This is a genomic window from Sphingosinicella sp. YJ22, from assembly GCF_011320075.1.
In the GTDB taxonomy this organism is placed as follows: Bacteria; Pseudomonadota; Alphaproteobacteria; order Sphingomonadales; family Sphingomonadaceae; genus Allosphingosinicella.
Genome location: NZ_JAANPA010000030.1, coordinates 1 through 15,558 on the forward strand (window position 1 = coordinate 1; position 15,558 = coordinate 15,558).

Annotated in this window: 14 protein-coding genes; 10 read left to right on the forward strand and 4 right to left on the reverse strand. The window is 67.4% G+C overall.

Features of this window, described 5'->3' with window-relative positions:
• Positions 1–187, forward strand: a 187-nt coding sequence (locus tag G7B71_RS11115) for a hypothetical protein (RefSeq protein ID WP_207774778.1), incomplete at its 5' end; no start/stop codon positions are given.
• A gap of 143 nt (positions 188–330) precedes the next feature.
• Positions 331–1,428 carry a hypothetical protein gene (locus tag G7B71_RS11120; protein WP_166040848.1) on the forward strand — a complete coding sequence of 366 codons (1,098 nt, stop codon included), beginning with the start codon at positions 331–333 and terminating at the stop codon, positions 1,426–1,428.
• Between the two features lie 8 nt (positions 1,429–1,436).
• On the opposite strand, the gene G7B71_RS11125 is transcribed toward G7B71_RS11120, so the two are convergent.
• Positions 1,437–2,102, reverse strand: a complete 666-nt coding sequence (locus tag G7B71_RS11125; RefSeq protein WP_166040850.1) for a TetR/AcrR family transcriptional regulator — start codon at positions 2,100–2,102, stop codon at positions 1,437–1,439.
• Positions 2,103–2,256: 154 nt separating this feature from the next.
• Between G7B71_RS11125 and G7B71_RS11130 the strand changes: the two genes are divergently transcribed.
• Positions 2,257–2,979, forward strand: coding sequence for a sterol desaturase family protein (locus tag G7B71_RS11130; protein ID WP_166040852.1), 723 nt, complete (start codon positions 2,257–2,259; stop codon positions 2,977–2,979).
• Complete coding sequence (locus G7B71_RS11135) at positions 2,976–3,986, forward strand: alpha/beta hydrolase (RefSeq protein ID WP_166040854.1); 1,011 nt, start codon at positions 2,976–2,978, stop codon at positions 3,984–3,986. Before G7B71_RS11130 ends, G7B71_RS11135 begins: the two co-directional genes overlap by 4 nt.
• Positions 3,987–4,070: 84 nt before the next feature.
• Here the strand turns inward: G7B71_RS11135 and G7B71_RS11140 are convergent, their stop codons facing one another.
• Positions 4,071–5,579 carry a peroxidase gene (locus tag G7B71_RS11140; RefSeq protein WP_166040856.1) on the reverse strand — a complete coding sequence of 503 codons (1,509 nt, stop codon included), beginning with the start codon at positions 5,577–5,579 and terminating at the stop codon, positions 4,071–4,073.
• Between the two features lie 352 nt (positions 5,580–5,931).
• Between G7B71_RS11140 and uvrA the strand changes: the two genes are divergently transcribed.
• Positions 5,932–8,934 carry an excinuclease ABC subunit UvrA gene (gene uvrA / locus G7B71_RS11145; protein ID WP_166040858.1) on the forward strand — a complete coding sequence of 1,001 codons (3,003 nt, stop codon included), beginning with the start codon at positions 5,932–5,934 and terminating at the stop codon, positions 8,932–8,934.
• 631 nt (positions 8,935–9,565) lie between these two features.
• Positions 9,566–9,856 (forward strand): H-type lectin domain-containing protein, encoded by a 291-nt coding sequence (locus tag G7B71_RS11150; RefSeq protein ID WP_166040860.1) that lies wholly within the window; start codon positions 9,566–9,568, stop codon positions 9,854–9,856.
• 253 nt (positions 9,857–10,109) lie between these two features.
• Here the strand turns inward: G7B71_RS11150 and G7B71_RS11155 are convergent, their stop codons facing one another.
• Positions 10,110–10,733: a hypothetical protein gene (locus G7B71_RS11155; RefSeq protein WP_166040862.1), complete on the reverse strand. Its 624-nt coding sequence runs from the start codon at positions 10,731–10,733 to the stop codon at positions 10,110–10,112.
• 264 nt (positions 10,734–10,997) lie between these two features.
• Between G7B71_RS11155 and G7B71_RS11160 the strand changes: the two genes are divergently transcribed.
• From G7B71_RS11160 to G7B71_RS11170, 3 genes are all read left to right on the forward strand, one after another.
• A complete protein-coding gene (locus G7B71_RS11160; RefSeq protein ID WP_166040864.1) occupies positions 10,998–11,630 on the forward strand; it encodes a hypothetical protein in 633 nt (210 codons plus the stop codon).
• A 125-nt stretch (positions 11,631–11,755) separates the two neighbouring features.
• On the forward strand, positions 11,756–11,926 hold the full coding sequence (locus G7B71_RS11165; RefSeq protein WP_166040866.1) for a hypothetical protein: 171 nt from the start codon (positions 11,756–11,758) through the stop codon (positions 11,924–11,926).
• Between the two features lie 55 nt (positions 11,927–11,981).
• A complete protein-coding gene (locus G7B71_RS11170) occupies positions 11,982–12,203 on the forward strand; it encodes a hypothetical protein (RefSeq protein ID WP_166040868.1) in 222 nt (73 codons plus the stop codon).
• Here G7B71_RS11170 and G7B71_RS11175 read toward each other — a convergent pair.
• Positions 12,200–12,511 carry a hypothetical protein gene (locus tag G7B71_RS11175; protein ID WP_166040870.1) on the reverse strand — a complete coding sequence of 104 codons (312 nt, stop codon included), beginning with the start codon at positions 12,509–12,511 and terminating at the stop codon, positions 12,200–12,202. The two genes, G7B71_RS11170 and G7B71_RS11175, sit on opposite strands and share 4 nt — an antisense overlap.
• Positions 12,512–12,749: 238 nt before the next feature.
• Between G7B71_RS11175 and acnA the strand changes: the two genes are divergently transcribed.
• Positions 12,750–15,548 carry an aconitate hydratase AcnA gene (acnA, locus tag G7B71_RS11180; RefSeq protein WP_166040884.1) on the forward strand — a complete coding sequence of 933 codons (2,799 nt, stop codon included), beginning with the start codon at positions 12,750–12,752 and terminating at the stop codon, positions 15,546–15,548.
• The last annotated feature ends 10 nt before the right edge of the window (positions 15,549–15,558 follow it).

Consider the following 15,558-nt stretch of genomic DNA (forward strand, 5'->3'; position numbering starts at 1 on the left):
TCCCGCGCAGGAACGCGGCGAGCGCCGCGAGCGCCCGCGTCACGAGCAGCGCCCCCATGGCGAGCGGCGCCCGCGCCGCAACGGCGGCAGCGGCCCCAACCACCGCACCGCCAATGGCGGCGTGCGCAAGGGCGAGGTCGGCCGCCACAGCGGCCGCGTCCGCCGTTCGAGCGAGGCCCGCGTCTAAAACGGCCGTCCGAAGCTAAAATCCCGGCGAGGTCTTGGCTTTACGAAGCCCAAGACCTCGGCGCCTTCCTGTGCTAGGATCCAAGTCGATCCGCCCGCGCGCCTGAGTCCGCGGGAGATCAGGCGGCGTCGGGGGAAGGCGGCATGCTTGGATCGACTGCGCTCGAAGTCGCGATTTCGGTCGTTTTCCTGTTCATCGTCATGAGCATCGTCGCCTCGGCGGTGCAGGAATTCATCGAGAGCTTCCTCCAGCACCGCGCAATCCATCTCGAGCGCGGCATCCGCGAACTGCTCGGCGACGAGAGCGGCCACGAGGCCGCCAAGATCTACAACCACCCGCTGGTCGCGGCCCTGTTCCGCGGCGAATATGTGCCCGGCCAAATTCGCGGCGCCGGCAAGCAGCAGCGCGGGCGCCAGCGCTGGGGCCTGATGCCGCTTCGCACCCATCTCCCCAATTACATCCCGCGGCGCAATTTCGCCGTCGCGGTGCTCGATCTCTCGCTTCCCGCCGAACGGCGCGCCGGCCTTCCCGCCGATCAGGTCATGAAAGGGGTGCGAGCCGGCGCTGCGCAGCTCCCCCCGCGCCTGCGCAGCGCCGTGCTCGCGGCGGTCGACCAGGCCCAGGGCGATTGCGAGCAGACCCGACGCAATCTCGAGGACTGGTACGACAGCGCGATGGACCGGGTCGCCGGTTGGTACAAAAAGCGCACCCAGCGCATCTTGTTCGCGATCGGCCTCGCACTCGCCATCGCCCTCAACATCGACACGATCACCATCGCCAAGCATCTCTATGTCGATGAATCGGTGCGCTCGGCGATCGTCGCCGAGGCCGAGGCGACCGCCCAGCGCGTCGGCGGCAGCGAGGCGACCGACAGCGCCCTGCTCGCCGCGCTCGGCTGCGCGGGGGCGGGAGAAGCGGCGCCGGCGGGCGGGGCGAAGCGCCAGGCGAGCTGCGCCCAGCAGCGCCTCGAGGACCTCAATTTCCCGATGGGCTGGGAAGAGCATCCGCTGCGCGACATCGACTATTCGGCCGGCTGGGGGCTCGCCTTCCCGATCCTGCTCAACTCGTTGTTCGGCTGGCTGCTCACCGCCGTCGCGGTTACCTTCGGCGCGCCTTTCTGGTTCGACACGCTGAACAAGATCATGGTCATCCGCTCGACCGTGAAGCCGCGCGAGAAGAGCCCCGAGGAATTTTCCGAGGACCGCCAACGCCCAAGCCTTGCCGGAGACCGGCGCGACTAGGCGAGAGGTCAGGCTCCGAACACCGCCTTGACATGCTCGCGGTAGATACGCGTCTGGCGGCCCATCAGATATTTGTCGTCGAGCGCCTTGGACAGAACGATGGCGCCCTCCACGATCACCGTCAGCATGTCGGCGAGCGCCTCGAGGTCCGCCTCGCTTCGCGGCGGGTAGCGCTCGGCGATCTCCTCGATCCAGCTCGCGAAGCGGCGGCGCAGCGCCATCACGCTGTCGCGGTTCATCTGCAGCACCACCCGGTCGAACAAGGCGGCCTGGTAGGTGATCGTCGCGATCAGGCAGCCGGGATGAAGCTCCGGCATATCGTCCATCGCCTCGGCATAGAGGTTGAGGAACAGGAGGAAGCTCTGGAGCGGGTCGTCGCACAGCGACCGCGCCCGCTCGGTCAGCCCGTCGATCAGCTCGTTGTCCTCGCTGATGAAGCGGTGGAGGAGCTGCCGCGCGAGGTCGTTCTTGTCGCGGAAATGGTAGAAGAAGCCGCTCTTGGTGATCCCGGCCGCCTCGACCAGTTCCTCGATCGAGGTCGCAGCGAAGCCTTTGTGGACGATCGAGTCATAGGCGATGTCGAGGATTCGCTGGCGCGTGCGCTCGCCCTTGGTCAGGACCTCGGGGTCAAGCTGTACCGATGGTGCAGTTTTCTCGCCGACTCTCTCGGGCATTGCCGCCTGAGCCTTTCGAAGACCGCGCCAAGTTACCACGCAGGCGCGCTTTTCCCTAGCATCTGATAAAAGACCGCGCGCTCGCTAGAGGCGCCGCCGCCTCTGCCCGTATCTCCGGCTCACCTGCTGTCGGGGATTTTGAGGGAGAGATGCAGTGTTGGGATTGTACCATTTCATCGCGTTCGGCCTGTTCGCCGCCTTCGTCGCGGCGGACCTGATCGTCCGCGCACGGGCCTTCCCGGAGGTGGCCTTGTGGCCATTGAAGGGGCTGGCCTTCTTCGCGCTCTACTTCACGGTCGCGACCTTCGCGCCGCTGATGTGGGACGGCTGGCTCGGCGAGCATCGTCTCGTCGACGCCACCGCCCTGCCGTTCTGGCTCCAGGTTGCCGGCGGCTTCGTCGCGCTCGAGTTCGGAATCTATATCTGGCACCGGACGATGCACAATGCGCCGTTCCTGTGGCGCTGGTTCCACCAGATGCACCACAGCGCCGAGCGCATCGACATCTGGGGCGCCTTCTACTTCCACCCGTTCGACATGATCGGCTGGTCGCTGCTCGGAAGCCTTGCGCTCGTGCTTGGCTTCGGGATCAGCGCCGAGGCGGCGATCTGGATCAACGTCGCGGCGACCTTCCTGTCGATGTTCACCCATGCGAACATCAAGACGCCGCGCTGGCTCGGCTACATCGTCGCGCGCCCGGAAAGCCATGCGCTCCACCACGAGCGCGGGGTCCACGGCCGCAATTATGCCGACGTGCCCTGGTTCGACATGATCTTCGGCACGTTCGAAAATCCGCGCAGCTTCGACGGCGAGGTCGGCTTCTACGACGGCGGCTCGAAGCGCCTCGGCGCGATGCTTGCGGGGAGGGTGATCGCATGATCCGGTCGCTGCTTCCCGCATTCGCCCTTGCCGCAACGCTCGGCATGGTCAGCGCCGCCGGCATTTCCTACGCCTCCGCCGCGCCGCCGCGGCCGGCGGGTTCGTGGGCGCCGATTGGGCTGAGCCTGGGTGGAGCCGAGATCGCCGCGGCCCAGCCGGAGCAGGCCCGCCCCGCCCCGGTCGACCAGGCCGGCTGGGCGGCGCGCAAGCAGCGGGTGCGGCTGCCCAACGGGATCGAGCTCGCTTATGTCGAGCTCGGCAACCCCGCAGGGCGGCCGGTCCTGCTCCTCCACGGCTACACCGACACCAGCCGCGTCTGGTCGATCGTCGCGCCCTGGCTCGCCGACTACCGGCTGCTAATCCCCGACCAGCGCGGCCACGGCGCCTCGTCGGCGCCGGACTGCTGTTATGCGATGTCCGAATTCGCCAACGACGCGCGCCTGTTCCTCGACGCGCTTGGCATCGAACGCACCGCCATCGTCGGCTCGTCGATGGGCTCGATGGTGGCGCAGGTCTTCGCCGCCGAATATCCCGGCCGGGTCGACCGCATCGCCCTGGCCGGCTCGACCGCGCTCGTTCCGGTTCGCCGCGGCGACGCCTTCTGGACCTCGATCATGGCCTTGCGCGATCCGATTGCGTCCAACGCGGACTTCCTTCGCGAGTTCAGCCCGGGCGCGAGCCCGACTCCGGTCGACGCGACCTTCGTGCGCTATTTCGACCGCGAAATGGCGGCCGTGCCGTTCCACGTCTGGCGCGCCGTCCCGCGCCAATTGCTCGACGTGCCGATCGGCCGCTACGCCCCGGACATCGGCGCCGACGTGCTCATCCTGTCGGGTGGCCGCGACCCGATCTTCCCGGCGGAGCACCACCGCGCATTGGTGCAGGCCTATCCGCGCGCGGAGGCGCATGTGTTCGCCGACCTCGGGCACAATCTGGTCGTGGAGCGGCCACACGAGGTTGGCCCAGTGCTCGCGGCTTTCCTGCGCCGCCCGCTCGCAATCAGATGAAGCTCGCCTGGCGGCGTGTTTCCTCCCGGCCAGCACGCTTGAAGGTCAGAAGCGATCAGCTTTCGCCGCCAAGCCGGCCAGCGTCTACACGGACGAAAGGAACGGCTTGCTGGGCGCGTAGAAATATTCCCCGCCCTTCAGTGTCACCGCCGAGTCGAAGTCGAACTCGACCGTGCCGCCGTTGGGGTTGTTCCAATATCTGGGCCAGTGCTGCGCCTCGTCCTCGTCCTGGCCGATCAACGGATCGTCGCCCGTGTTGCGCTGGAAGAACGGAATCAGGCCGGAGGGAAACTCGTTGTTGTCGATCCATACGCGTTGAATGAACTCGAATTGGTCCTCGATGTTTGATTGGAAACACATGAACACGAGGCCGCGCGGACCGGCTTCCTGTGAGTCATATTCGTCCGGGTCGCATTTGATGTCGGGATGCGGCTTGCCATAGGGAATGCCGCGGCGCGCGATCCGCCGCGCCGCCTCTTCCTGAAGCGTGGTCTGCGGGGTCGTCCCGCGCGGGTTCGCCTTGCGGATGTGGGCGTGCATCGGGCATTTGAGGCCCTTCTTGTCGCTGCTGTGCATGAAGTGGTTTTCCACCTCCAGGCCGATGCTCGGCACCTGGCCCGCCGTCAGCGGCGTTCCATCCACGAAGCGTCCGACGACATAGGCGCCGGCCAGGTACGGAGGGATGTCGACCTCATCGGCGAGCGCCGCCACCCGTTGGTGGAACAAGTCATAGTCCTGCTCCAGCTTGCGGTAGACGAAGAAGCTTCCATAGGCGTCCGGCGCGGTCGCGAACGGATCGGCCGTGAGGATGAGATCGAGGCTCGCCGCCGGGTCCCAATCGCCCGCCTGCGGCGGCACCCGGCCCTGGTCCTTGTCATAATCCTCGAGATCCTTGCGGGTGAACAGCGGCTGGCTGATGCCGTCGAAATAGCCGAAATGCTCGATCGGCTCGAACCGGCCGGGCTGTCCGGGAATCGGCCGGCGCAGGACCCGGCCGTCCTGGACGTGGGTGATCGTGCCGATCCCGGCCAGCTCTTCCCTATGCTGCTCGACCTTGTTCAGCAGGCGCGACAGGTCGCCATCCACTTCGTCGTCTGCGAGCGTGAGCAGGGCGTGGATCACTCCCTGGAAACCCGCCTCCCATTGCGCGGGTGCCGGGTCGCGATTGCGCAGCTTGAGGTGGACTCCCAGCGCGAGCTCGGGGCCGATGAACTTGTCGCGGTTCTTCATGCCTTTCAGGAAGGCCGTGCTGGGCAGGCGCTTGGGATCGAGACCGAGATAGGTGTAGCCGGCGGCGGACAGGAAGAAACCCGTCACGAGGCCGCCGTCGAAGGTGGTCCCCGCTCCTTTCGCTTCGGCCCGTTGCTCGCTCTGCCGCCGCTGATCGCCCGCCGAGGTCACGTCGGGCGCCACCTTCGTCCTGATCCAGGCCCGAACCGCTGCGCGGTCGCCGGTGAAGCGGATGAAAAGGTGGCGCGCGTGGTTACGCCCGTGCGATGCCAATATGTTGGCTTGCAGATTGTCGAGCATCGCCGGGTAGTCGCCACTGCCCAAGTCGACTTGCCGAGCGGACACTTTGAGATTGATGGCCATGGCGGTTCCTTCCCGTTGAGGAGGGCCGGCCTAGCCGTCGATGATCTGCGTATCGGCCGCTGAGGGCGCGTTGCGGGCTCGCCGAGGGTGCCGTCGCGGTGGATTCGGCCGGCGGACGACCCGCAGCGGCCCGGAATCCAGCGCGGCTTTTCGCTCGGCGGCGGACAGGCATGCTCCCCCCTCCACCTGCCATAGTCTTCGCAACGCGGGAAAACTGTCGCTCGAATGACTCCGCAACGGTGCCGCTCCGGCTTGTCTTTGGGGCAGCGGGTACCCACTTGAGCCGTCTCGCGTTGACCCCCGGCGCGTCCCCCATTAGACAAGAACATAGCTGGAACAGGTCGGTCGTCCGATGCTCACTCATATTTCGGTCCGCGGCGCCCGCGAGCACAATCTCAAGGGCGTCGACGTCGACATCCCGCGCGACACGCTGACGGTCATCACCGGCCTCAGCGGCTCGGGCAAATCCAGCCTCGCCTTCGACACCATCTATGCTGAGGGGCAGCGCCGCTACGTCGAGTCCCTGAGCGCCTATGCGCGCCAGTTCCTCGAGATGATGCAGAAGCCCGACGTCGACCATATCGAGGGCCTGTCGCCGGCCATCTCGATCGAGCAGAAGACGACGAGCCGCAACCCGCGCTCCACCGTCGCGACGGTCACCGAGATCTACGATTACATGCGCCTGCTGTGGGCGCGCGTCGGCGTTCCCTATTCGCCGGTCACCGGCGAGCCGATCAGCGCCCAGACGGTCAGCCAGATGGTCGACCGCGTCATGCAGCTCCCCGAGGGCACCCGCCTCTATCTGCTCGCGCCGGTCGTCCGCGGCCGCAAGGGCGAGTATCGCAAGGAGCTGGCGCAGTGGCAGAAGGACGGCTTTACCCGAGTGCGCGTCGACGGCGTCTTCTACGACATCGAGGAGGCGCCGGCCCTCGACAAGAAATACAAGCATGACATCGAGGTGGTGGTCGACCGGATCGTGGTTCGGGAGGGGATCGAGACCCGGTTGGCGGACAGCCTCGAGACGGCGCTGAAGCTCGCCGAGGGGCTGGTCTATCTCGACCCCGCGGACCCGCCCGCGCCGCCCGAGCAGGAGGGCGCCGAGCGCACCGGGGTCGCCGCGGCGCTGGAGCAGGCCGCCGAGCGCCAGGTGCTCGCCACCAACGCGCCCGCGGGCCGGATCACCTTCAGCGAGAAATTCGCCTGCCCGGTCAGCGGCTTCACCATCGCCGAGATCGAGCCGCGGCTGTTCTCGTTCAACGCGCCGCAGGGCGCCTGCCCGGCCTGCGACGGCCTCGGCGAGAAGCTGCTGTTCGATCCCGAGCTGGTCGTCCCCAACGAGAATCTGACGCTCAAGAAGGGCGCAATCGTCCCTTGGGCCAAGTCCAACCCGCCCAGCCCCTATTACATGCAGGTGCTGGCCAGCCTCGCCCGCGCCTACGGCTTCAGCCTCGACACGCCGTGGAAGGACCTCAGCGAGGAGCAGCAGCGGGTCATCCTCTACGGCACCGACGGCAAGCCGGTCACTCTGACCTTCATCGACGGCCGCAAATCCTATGACGTCAAGAAGCCGTTCGAGGGCGTCATCGGCAATTTGAACCGCCGAATGCTCCAGACCGAGAGTGCCTGGATGCGCGAGGAATTGAGCAAGTACCAGTCCGCGGCCCCCTGCGAGACCTGCGGCGGCGCCCGCCTCCGCCCCGAGCCGCTCGCGGTCAAGATCGCCGGCGAGGACATCTCCATGTCCACCCGCCGCTCGGTCCGCCACGCGCTCGACTGGTTCTCGACGCTCGAGGAGAAGCTGAACCCGCAGCAGCAGGAGATCGCCCGCGCGATCCTCAAGGAGATCAACGAGCGGCTCGGCTTCCTCAACAATGTCGGCCTCGATTATCTCAACCTCGACCGCACCTCCGGCACCCTGTCCGGCGGCGAGAGCCAGCGAATCCGCCTCGCCTCGCAGATCGGCTCAGGCCTCTCGGGCGTCCTCTACGTCCTCGACGAGCCGTCGATCGGCCTCCACCAGAAGGACAATGACCGCCTGCTGGTGACGCTGAAGCGCCTCCGCGACCTCGGCAACACCGTGCTCGTCGTCGAGCATGACGAGGATTCGATCCGAACCGCCGACTATGTCATCGACATGGGCCCCGGCGCCGGCGCCCATGGCGGCGAGATCGTCGCCCAGGGCAGCCTCGCCGACGTGCTCGCCAACGAGAACAGCCTCACCGCCGACTATCTCGCCGGCCGCCGCTCGGTCCCGCTCCCGGCCCAGCGCCGCAAGGGCAACGGCAAGAAGCTCACCCTCAAGGGCGCCCGCGCCAACAATTTGAAGGACGTCACCGCCTCGATCCCGCTCGGCACTTTTACGTGCATCACCGGCGTGTCGGGCTCGGGCAAGTCGAGCTTCACCATCGACACCCTCTATGCCGGCGCCGCGCGCCACCTGAACGGCGCCCGCATCGTCGCCGGCCCCCACGACAAGATCGAGGGGCTGCAATATCTCGACAAGGTCATCGACATCGACCAGTCGCCGATCGGCCGCACCCCGCGCTCCAACCCCGCGACTTACACGGGCGCCTTCACCCAGATCCGCGACTGGTTCGCCGGCCTGCCCGAGGCGCAGGCGCGCGGCTACAAGCCCGGCCGTTTCTCGTTCAACGTCAAGGGCGGCCGCTGCGAGGCGTGCACCGGCGACGGCCTCATCAAGATCGAGATGCACTTCCTCCCCGACGTCTACGTCACCTGCGACGTCTGCCACGGCGCCCGCTACAACCGCGAGACGCTGGAGGTGAAGTTCAAGGGCAAGAGCATCGCCGACGTTCTCGACATGACGGTCGAGGACGCCGCCGAGTTCTTCAAGGCCGTCCCGCCGATCCGCGACAAGATGCGCATGCTGGAGGAGGTCGGCCTCGGCTACGTCCATGTCGGCCAGCAGGCGACGACCCTGAGCGGCGGCGAGGCCCAGCGCGTCAAGCTCGCCAAGGAGCTGTCGCGCCGCGCCACGGGCCAGACCCTCTACATCCTCGACGAGCCCACCACGGGCTTGCACTTCGAGGACGTCCGCAAGCTCCTCGAGGTCCTCCACGCGCTGGTCGAGCAGGGCAACACGGTGGTGGTGATCGAGCACAACCTCGAAGTCATCAAGACCGCCGACTGGATCATCGATCTTGGGCCGGAGGGCGGCGACAAGGGCGGCGAGATCGTCGCGGAGGGAACGCCCGAACAAGTCTCACGAGAGCCGCGCTCGTACACGGGCCATTACCTGGCGCCACTCCTCCAAGGGAAGGCACTCCCAGTCGTGTCAGAGCCCAAGGTCAAAGCCCGGCGCTCGTCGATGCGCCACCGAGAGGCCGCTGAATAGGCCTTGACCGCCGCCTTCTAGATTGCGCTGCCGACTACCCCCTGTTCGAGCCAAAGAGAGAGCCCACGTGTTTGGCGAAATCATCGGTTGATTCGAGGCGCCTCTCCACGGCCGCCTGCGCCTTCTTCAGGCTTACTAGGAGATTATCCAATATTGCTGGAAACCCCGTCCTAAATATGTAACTTTCATTGAGGCTATTCAGACTAAATACGTGGCGACCAGTGAATACTGGGACCCCTTCGTCGTCGTCCTCTTCTTCTTCGATTCTAATATCGGCTAACAATTCTGCTGGAGCGGTCGCTGGATCAGCATCAAGGTAAATGTTAACCTCCCGCACCATCCGCTTCCGCTCCCGCTCGTCCGCATAGGCCCAGCGCGTCGCGTTCACCCCCTTCGGGCAGGGCGGGACTCCGCCCGGGCCCTCGGGCGGGGGCTCTGGTCGCTGGGGCGGGCGCCGGTCAGCCAGCGCGGCATCTCCCTCCCGCTGAGGCACAGGAACGGTGGAGCCGGGGTCGTCACCGCCACCAACTTTTGCAAGCTCCGCAGTGACTTCAATGCGGACCCATCTCCGCTTGAGGCGTTGCGCTCACTCCGGCCAGAATACCGGTCCCAATCCGAAGAGGGGGTCTTCATGAAAACGAGGTCGGGGACGGAGAATATCAGCGAGTATCCAAATGGCGACTGGTGGACGGGTTCGGGGTCGCGCGAGCGCACCAAGCACGTCGATTTCAAACCACCGTTCAGGGAACCGCCAGCTGTCATGGCCGCGCTCTCGCTGCTCGACGTGTCGAAGCGTGATAACGTTCGGATCAACGTGGAGGCCAGGAACGTCACCAAGAGCAGCTTTGACCTTCACATTTCCACCTGGGGCGGCACAGGCATCGCGAGCGTGACTGCCTCGTGGATCGCCGTGGGCGAGTAGCCGCTTCGGGCGAGGCGCGGCGGTTCTCATCCCCGCACCTCCCGCACCATCCGCTTGCGCTCCCGCTCGTCCGCATAGGCCCAGCGCGTCGCGTTCACCCCCTTCGGGCAGGGCGGGACTCCGCCCGGGCCTTCGGGCGGGGCTCGTGGTCGCTGGGGCGGGCGCCGGCCAGCCAGCCGGGCATGTCCAAGCCGCGCATCGGATCAGGGCGGCGGCGCACGGCGTCTGTTACCCACCCGCGCCCCGCCCCGGCCTACGGGCAGAAGCCCAGCCAGCGGCAGGTCGTCTCGAAGGCGCCGTCAATCATCTTGTAGGCGTGGTGGATCGGGTCGATCATCTTCGCGGCCTCGCGCCAGATCCGGTCCCACGCGCCCTTGCCAAGGGCCTCGTCCACGAACTCCGCCACATAGCCGCAGATATTGGCGTCGAAGAGCTTCTCGAACGCCTCCGCGGCGATCTTCGCCTCAGCCCCGTCCGGGGCCGGCACTCCGACCGCCGCGAGCCCGGCCTTCAGGCCGGCCCGGATCACCGCCTTGCAGCCGGTGCAGGGCAGCCTGTCGGCCATCTCGCGCATCTTCCGGCTGACCCAGCCGATGAAGACCCGGAACCGCGCGCGCGCCCGCGACTGGAGCCACACGGTCATGTCCGTGGCCCGGTCGGCGAGCCTTCCGCCGAACGCCCTGATCCGCCCGAACAGGGTGGTTGGCGGAACCCCGTCGGCCTCGACCCAGGAGTCGAAGTCCACCTTGTCGCCGTCGAGCTGCTCGATCAGGATGAGAACGGTGCGCGTGTCCCCGTCGCCGAACCGCGGCACGACGACGTCGATCTTTTGCTCGCCGTCCGCCTCGACTTCGATCTCGATCGTCGTGAACTGCATGGCCGCCCGACTCCCCCGCTCAAGGTCCTGCAGAAATGCGCGCCGATACTATCATCCCGGCGCGCCGGCGCACAGGAATCCTATGTCACTGAAAAATAGGATTTCGGCTGATCTATCCTCGCGATGGGGCGGCTCGCCGAAACCTCCGCGCCGTCGAAGCGGCGAACCATGAGCCCGGATTACGGTGACAGCGCACCAGGATTACAATCCCGGCGTCTGGCAGCCGAGAAAATCGGTTCTCGCCGCTTTCCTACAGATAACCAAATGGGTTATAGATCCCCGATGGGCGACGACTCAGGGACGGAATTGGAAGGGCGCGACTGGCTGCTCGAGTTTGCGCCGGTGCCGCGCAGGAACGTGCTCACGCGCGGCTGGACGGTGAAGAAGCAGCGCGGCTTCATCGCGGCGCTGCGCGAGAGCGGATCGGTGCGGATGGCGACCGAGGCCGTCGGCATGGGCTATGAGGGCGTCTACAAATTGCGCCACGCGCCGGGCGCGGAGGACTTCGCGCGGGCGTGGGACGAGGCGGTCGGGATCGGCGCCCGGCGGGTGCGCGACGTGTTCATCGACCAGAACATCCACGGCATTCCCGAGAAGGTGGTGATCGGCAAGGACGTCGTCGTCGAGCGGCGGCGCTTCAACCACCGGTCGATGATGTGGGTGCTCCAGCACCATCTGCCGGACCTCTATCCCGGCGGCGCGACGACGCATCGCCGCGGGTGGGGCTATGCCGCCCCGGAGGAGCCGCCGATCGAGGAGGTGCGCGAGGAGATATTGAAGCGGGTGGACGCGATCCAGCGCCACGAGATGCGGGCGATCGCCGCAGACCCGGCCAAACGGGCCGCCTGGGAGCTGCTTCACGGGCCGCGCGACTGGGGGCCGGACGGGGAGGGCTGACCGGGCCCGGGACGCGTCCCCCTGCCCCCCCCCCACCGCCGGTGCGCCTCGCAGCGGGCGGCGGGCGAACTTTCCTTGCGCATTCCTTCCCATCCGTCCAAGCCCGGCCGGCGGGAGAGGCGTGAATGAAGCATTATCGGGTGAACAAGCTGGACGAGCCCGGCGGGGCGGTCGTCAAGAAGCGGGACATCCTCGCCGCCGACACCAAGGACGCGATGGCGACGGCGAAGGCCGACGACGATTGCCCGGTGTGCGACGTGTGGCATGCCGGCAACAAGGTCGGCTCGATCAGCTGAACCGGCCGAAGCCGTGGAATAGCCCGGACCGATCCCGCCCGAGGCGCGTTGGGGGGTGCGGAAGGAACAGCTCATCCCCACCGAACCAGACCGAGCGGCGCGGCGAGACCGTCAGACGAAGGAAGCCGAGGAAAACCAGCGCCAGCTCCGCGCAAGCATCGCGACGAGCCAGCGCCTCGCCGGCGAGGCCGAGGCGATGATCAGGCGCCACCGCGACGAATGCAGGGCAGAGGAGGACTCGGCCGGCGCCGCGCAGGGCAACGGCCGGGGGCGCTAGACCCGGGCCGCGGCCAATGCGAGGCGGGCGCCGTGGCTGTCGTCGAGTCGCTGAAGCATGTCGGCGCGCGCGGTCCACGTCGCAGCGCTCTGCGCGAACTTGGCCCTGACGTTGGGGTTGGCGCTGGCCTCCGCCTGGACGGCGGACTCGCGCGCCTGGTCGCGGCAGCCCGCGGGCGTGTCGTGCGGCTGGCGGGCGCCCCTGCGGATGTAGGATCTGTCGCGAGGCTGCGGCGGTTGCGGCGACGGCGCCGCATCGGGCACGAAGGTGGCCGGACGGCCGTCGCCTGGGGATGGCACGAATTTCATGAAGGTCACCTCTTCGTCGCGGGCGAGAGCGCTTGGTCTCCCTGTCACTAGAGGCTCGCGGGCCGGTGTCCGGTGATGACTCCTATGTGGGGGGCGGCGGCGGGACTACAAGCGCGAGCGCCTTCGGGGCCCCTCCCTTCCCCCGTCGCCGACCTCCTGCTAGTGCGACCGCAACGGCGCCGGGGGACGCGCATCTGACCCGGCGTAGAGTTTCCACTTTGCGACGAGGACACCTCCGATGACCGCCACCGGCCAGGACAGCCTGAACACCCGCTCCACCCTGCAGGTCGGGAACAAGTCCTACGCTTATTATTCGCTGGCCAAGGCGGCCGAGAAGCTGGGCGACGTGTCGCGGCTGCCCTTCTCGATGAAGGTGCTGCTCGAGAATCTGCTTCGCTTCGAGGACGGCGACACCGTCACCCGCGACGACATCCAGGCGGTGGTCGACTGGCAGAAGACGCGCAGCTCGACCGCGGAGATCCAGTACCGGCCGGCGCGCGTGCTGATGCAGGACTTCACCGGCGTGCCCTGCGTCGTCGACCTCGCGGCGATGCGCGACGCGATCACGAAGCTCGGCGGCGACGCCAAGAAGATCAACCCGCAGGTGCCGGTCCACCTCGTCATCGACCATAGCGTGATGGTCGACGAGTTCGGAACGCCCAAGGCGTTCGAGAAGAATGTCGAGCTCGAATATCAGCGCAACATGGAGCGCTACGAGTTCCTGAAGTGGGGCCAGACCGCGTTCGACAATTTCAAGGTGGTGCCGCCGGGGACCGGCATCTGCCACCAGGTCAATCTCGAGAATATCGCGCGCGGCGTGTGGTCGTCGACCGAGGTCGCGTCGGCGGGCGCCGGGCGCCGCGGGGACGACGACCGGCGGAGCGACGACGAGTTCGTCGCCTTCGACCGCCGCACCGACCGCGACCGCCGGGACGGCGACGACGAGCGCCGCGGCGGCGATCGCGGGCCGGCCGAGATCGCCTATCCCGACACCTGCGTCGGCACCGACAGCCACACGACGATGGTCAACGGGCTGGGCGTGCTCGGCTGGGGCGTCGGCGGGATCGAGGCGGAGGCCGCGATGCTCGGCCAGCCGGTCTCCATGCTGATCCCCGAGGTGGTCGGCTTCCACCTGTCGGGCGCGCTCCGCGAGGGCATCACCGCGACCGACCTGGTGCTGACCGTCACCCAGATGCTGCGCAAGAAGGGCGTGGTCGGGCGGTTCGTCGAATTCTACGGCCCGGGCGTCGGCGCGCTGTCGCTCGCCGACCGCGCGACGATCGCCAACATGGCGCCGGAATATGGCGCCACCTGCGGCTTCTTCCCGATCGACGACAAGACGCTCGACTATATGCGCCTCACCGGGCGGAGCGACGAGCAGATCGCGCTGACCGAGGCCTATTCGAAGGCGCAGGGCCTGTGGCTCGATCCCAGCGTCGAGCCGGTGTTCACCGACACGCTGACCCTCGACATGGGCACGGTCGAGCCGAGCCTGGCGGGGCCGAAGCGGCCGCAGGACAAGGTCGTGCTCAGCCAGGTCGACGAGGAGTTCCGCACCAACTTCACCGGCGAATACGGCCACCCGGCCGAGGAGCTTCCGTCGCGCTACGCCACCGACGACAACGGCCACGATCTCGGCCATGGCGACGTGGTGATCGCGGCGATCACGAGCTGCACCAACACCTCCAACCCGTCGGTGCTGGTCGCCGCCGGCCTCGTCGCCCGCAAGGCGCGCGAGAAGGGGCTGGAGCGCAAGCCATGGGTGAAGTCGAGCCTCGCGCCCGGCTCGCAGGTGGTGACGGATTATCTCGACCGCGCCGGCCTCAGCGAGGACCTCGACGCATTGGGCTTCAACCTGACGGGCTATGGCTGCACGACCTGCATCGGCAATTCGGGGCCGCTGCCGGAGCCGATCAGCAGGGCGATCCACAAGAACGACCTGGTCGCCGCGTCGGTGCTGTCGGGCAACCGCAATTTCGAGGGCCGGGTCAGCCCGGACGTGCGCGCCAACTATCTCGCCTCGCCGCCGCTGGTCGTCGCCTATGCGCTCAAGGGCACGGTGATCGAGGACATGGTCGCCACGCCGATCGGCAAGGGCAAGGACGGCGCCGACGTGTACCTCAAGGACATCTGGCCCTCGAACGAAGAGGTCCGGTCGATGATCGACCAGTTCGTCAACGCGGACATGTTCAAGGCGCGCTACGCCGACGTCTACAAGGGCGACGAGCGCTGGCAGGGCATCCCGGTGACCGGTGGCGCCACCTATGACTGGCCGGCCGCGTCGACCTACATCGCCAATCCGCCCTATTTCGACGGGATGACAATGACCCCGACCCCGCCGACCGACATCGTCGGGGCGCGGCCGCTGGCGATCCTCGGCGATTCCATCACCACCGACCACATCTCGCCGGCGGGATCGATCAAGGCGGACAGCCCGGCGGGCATCTACCTGACCGAGCACGGCGTGACCCGCTCGGACTTCAACAGCTACGGCGCGCGCCGCGGCAACCACGAAGTGATGATGCGCGGCACCTTCGCCAACATCCGAATCAAGAACAAGATGGTGCCGGGCGTCGAGGGCGGCGTGACCCGCCACATCCCCAGCGGCGACCAGATGGCGATCTACGACGCCGCGATGCGCTACAAGACCGCGGGCGTGCCGCTCGTGGTGATCGCGGGCAAGGAATATGGCACCGGATCGTCGCGCGACTGGGCGGCGAAGGGCACCAACCTGCTCGGCGTGCGCGCGGTGATCGCCGAGACCTATGAGCGCATCCACCGCTCCAACCTGGTCGGCATGGGCGTGCTGCCGCTCCAGTTCACCGGCACGCCGCCCGAGTTCGACGGCAGCGAGACCTTCACCGTGACCGGGATCGCCGACCTCCAGCCGCGCCAGGAGATCCAGGTCCAGGTGACCAAGGCGGACGGCTCGACCTCGTCCTTCCCGGCGCGGGTGCGGATCGATACCGCCAACGAGCTCGAATATTTCCGCCACGGCGGAATCCTCCATTATGTGCTGAGGAGCCTCGCCGCCTGAAAAGCTTGAT

Excerpts from the sequence above, each read along its gene's own strand:
- G7B71_RS11125 (WP_166040850.1), bottom strand. The coding sequence starts at position 2,102 with ATGCCCGAGAGAGTCGGCGAGAAAACTGCACCATCGGTACAGCTTGAC.
- G7B71_RS11135 (WP_166040854.1), top strand. The coding sequence starts at position 2,976 with ATGATCCGGTCGCTGCTTCCCGCATTCGCCCTTGCCGCAACGCTCGGC.
- G7B71_RS11120 (WP_166040848.1), top strand. The coding sequence starts at position 331 with ATGCTTGGATCGACTGCGCTCGAAGTCGCGATTTCGGTCGTTTTCCTG.
- G7B71_RS11155 (WP_166040862.1), bottom strand. The coding sequence starts at position 10,733 with ATGCAGTTCACGACGATCGAGATCGAAGTCGAGGCGGACGGCGAGCAA.
- G7B71_RS11140 (WP_166040856.1), bottom strand. The coding sequence starts at position 5,579 with ATGGCCATCAATCTCAAAGTGTCCGCTCGGCAAGTCGACTTGGGCAGT.
- G7B71_RS11150 (WP_166040860.1), top strand. The coding sequence starts at position 9,566 with ATGAAAACGAGGTCGGGGACGGAGAATATCAGCGAGTATCCAAATGGC.
- uvrA (WP_166040858.1), top strand. The coding sequence starts at position 5,932 with ATGCTCACTCATATTTCGGTCCGCGGCGCCCGCGAGCACAATCTCAAG.
- G7B71_RS11175 (WP_166040870.1), bottom strand. The coding sequence starts at position 12,511 with ATGAAATTCGTGCCATCCCCAGGCGACGGCCGTCCGGCCACCTTCGTG.
- acnA (WP_166040884.1), top strand. The coding sequence starts at position 12,750 with ATGACCGCCACCGGCCAGGACAGCCTGAACACCCGCTCCACCCTGCAG.
- G7B71_RS11165 (WP_166040866.1), top strand. The coding sequence starts at position 11,756 with ATGAAGCATTATCGGGTGAACAAGCTGGACGAGCCCGGCGGGGCGGTC.
- G7B71_RS11160 (WP_166040864.1), top strand. The coding sequence starts at position 10,998 with ATGGGTTATAGATCCCCGATGGGCGACGACTCAGGGACGGAATTGGAA.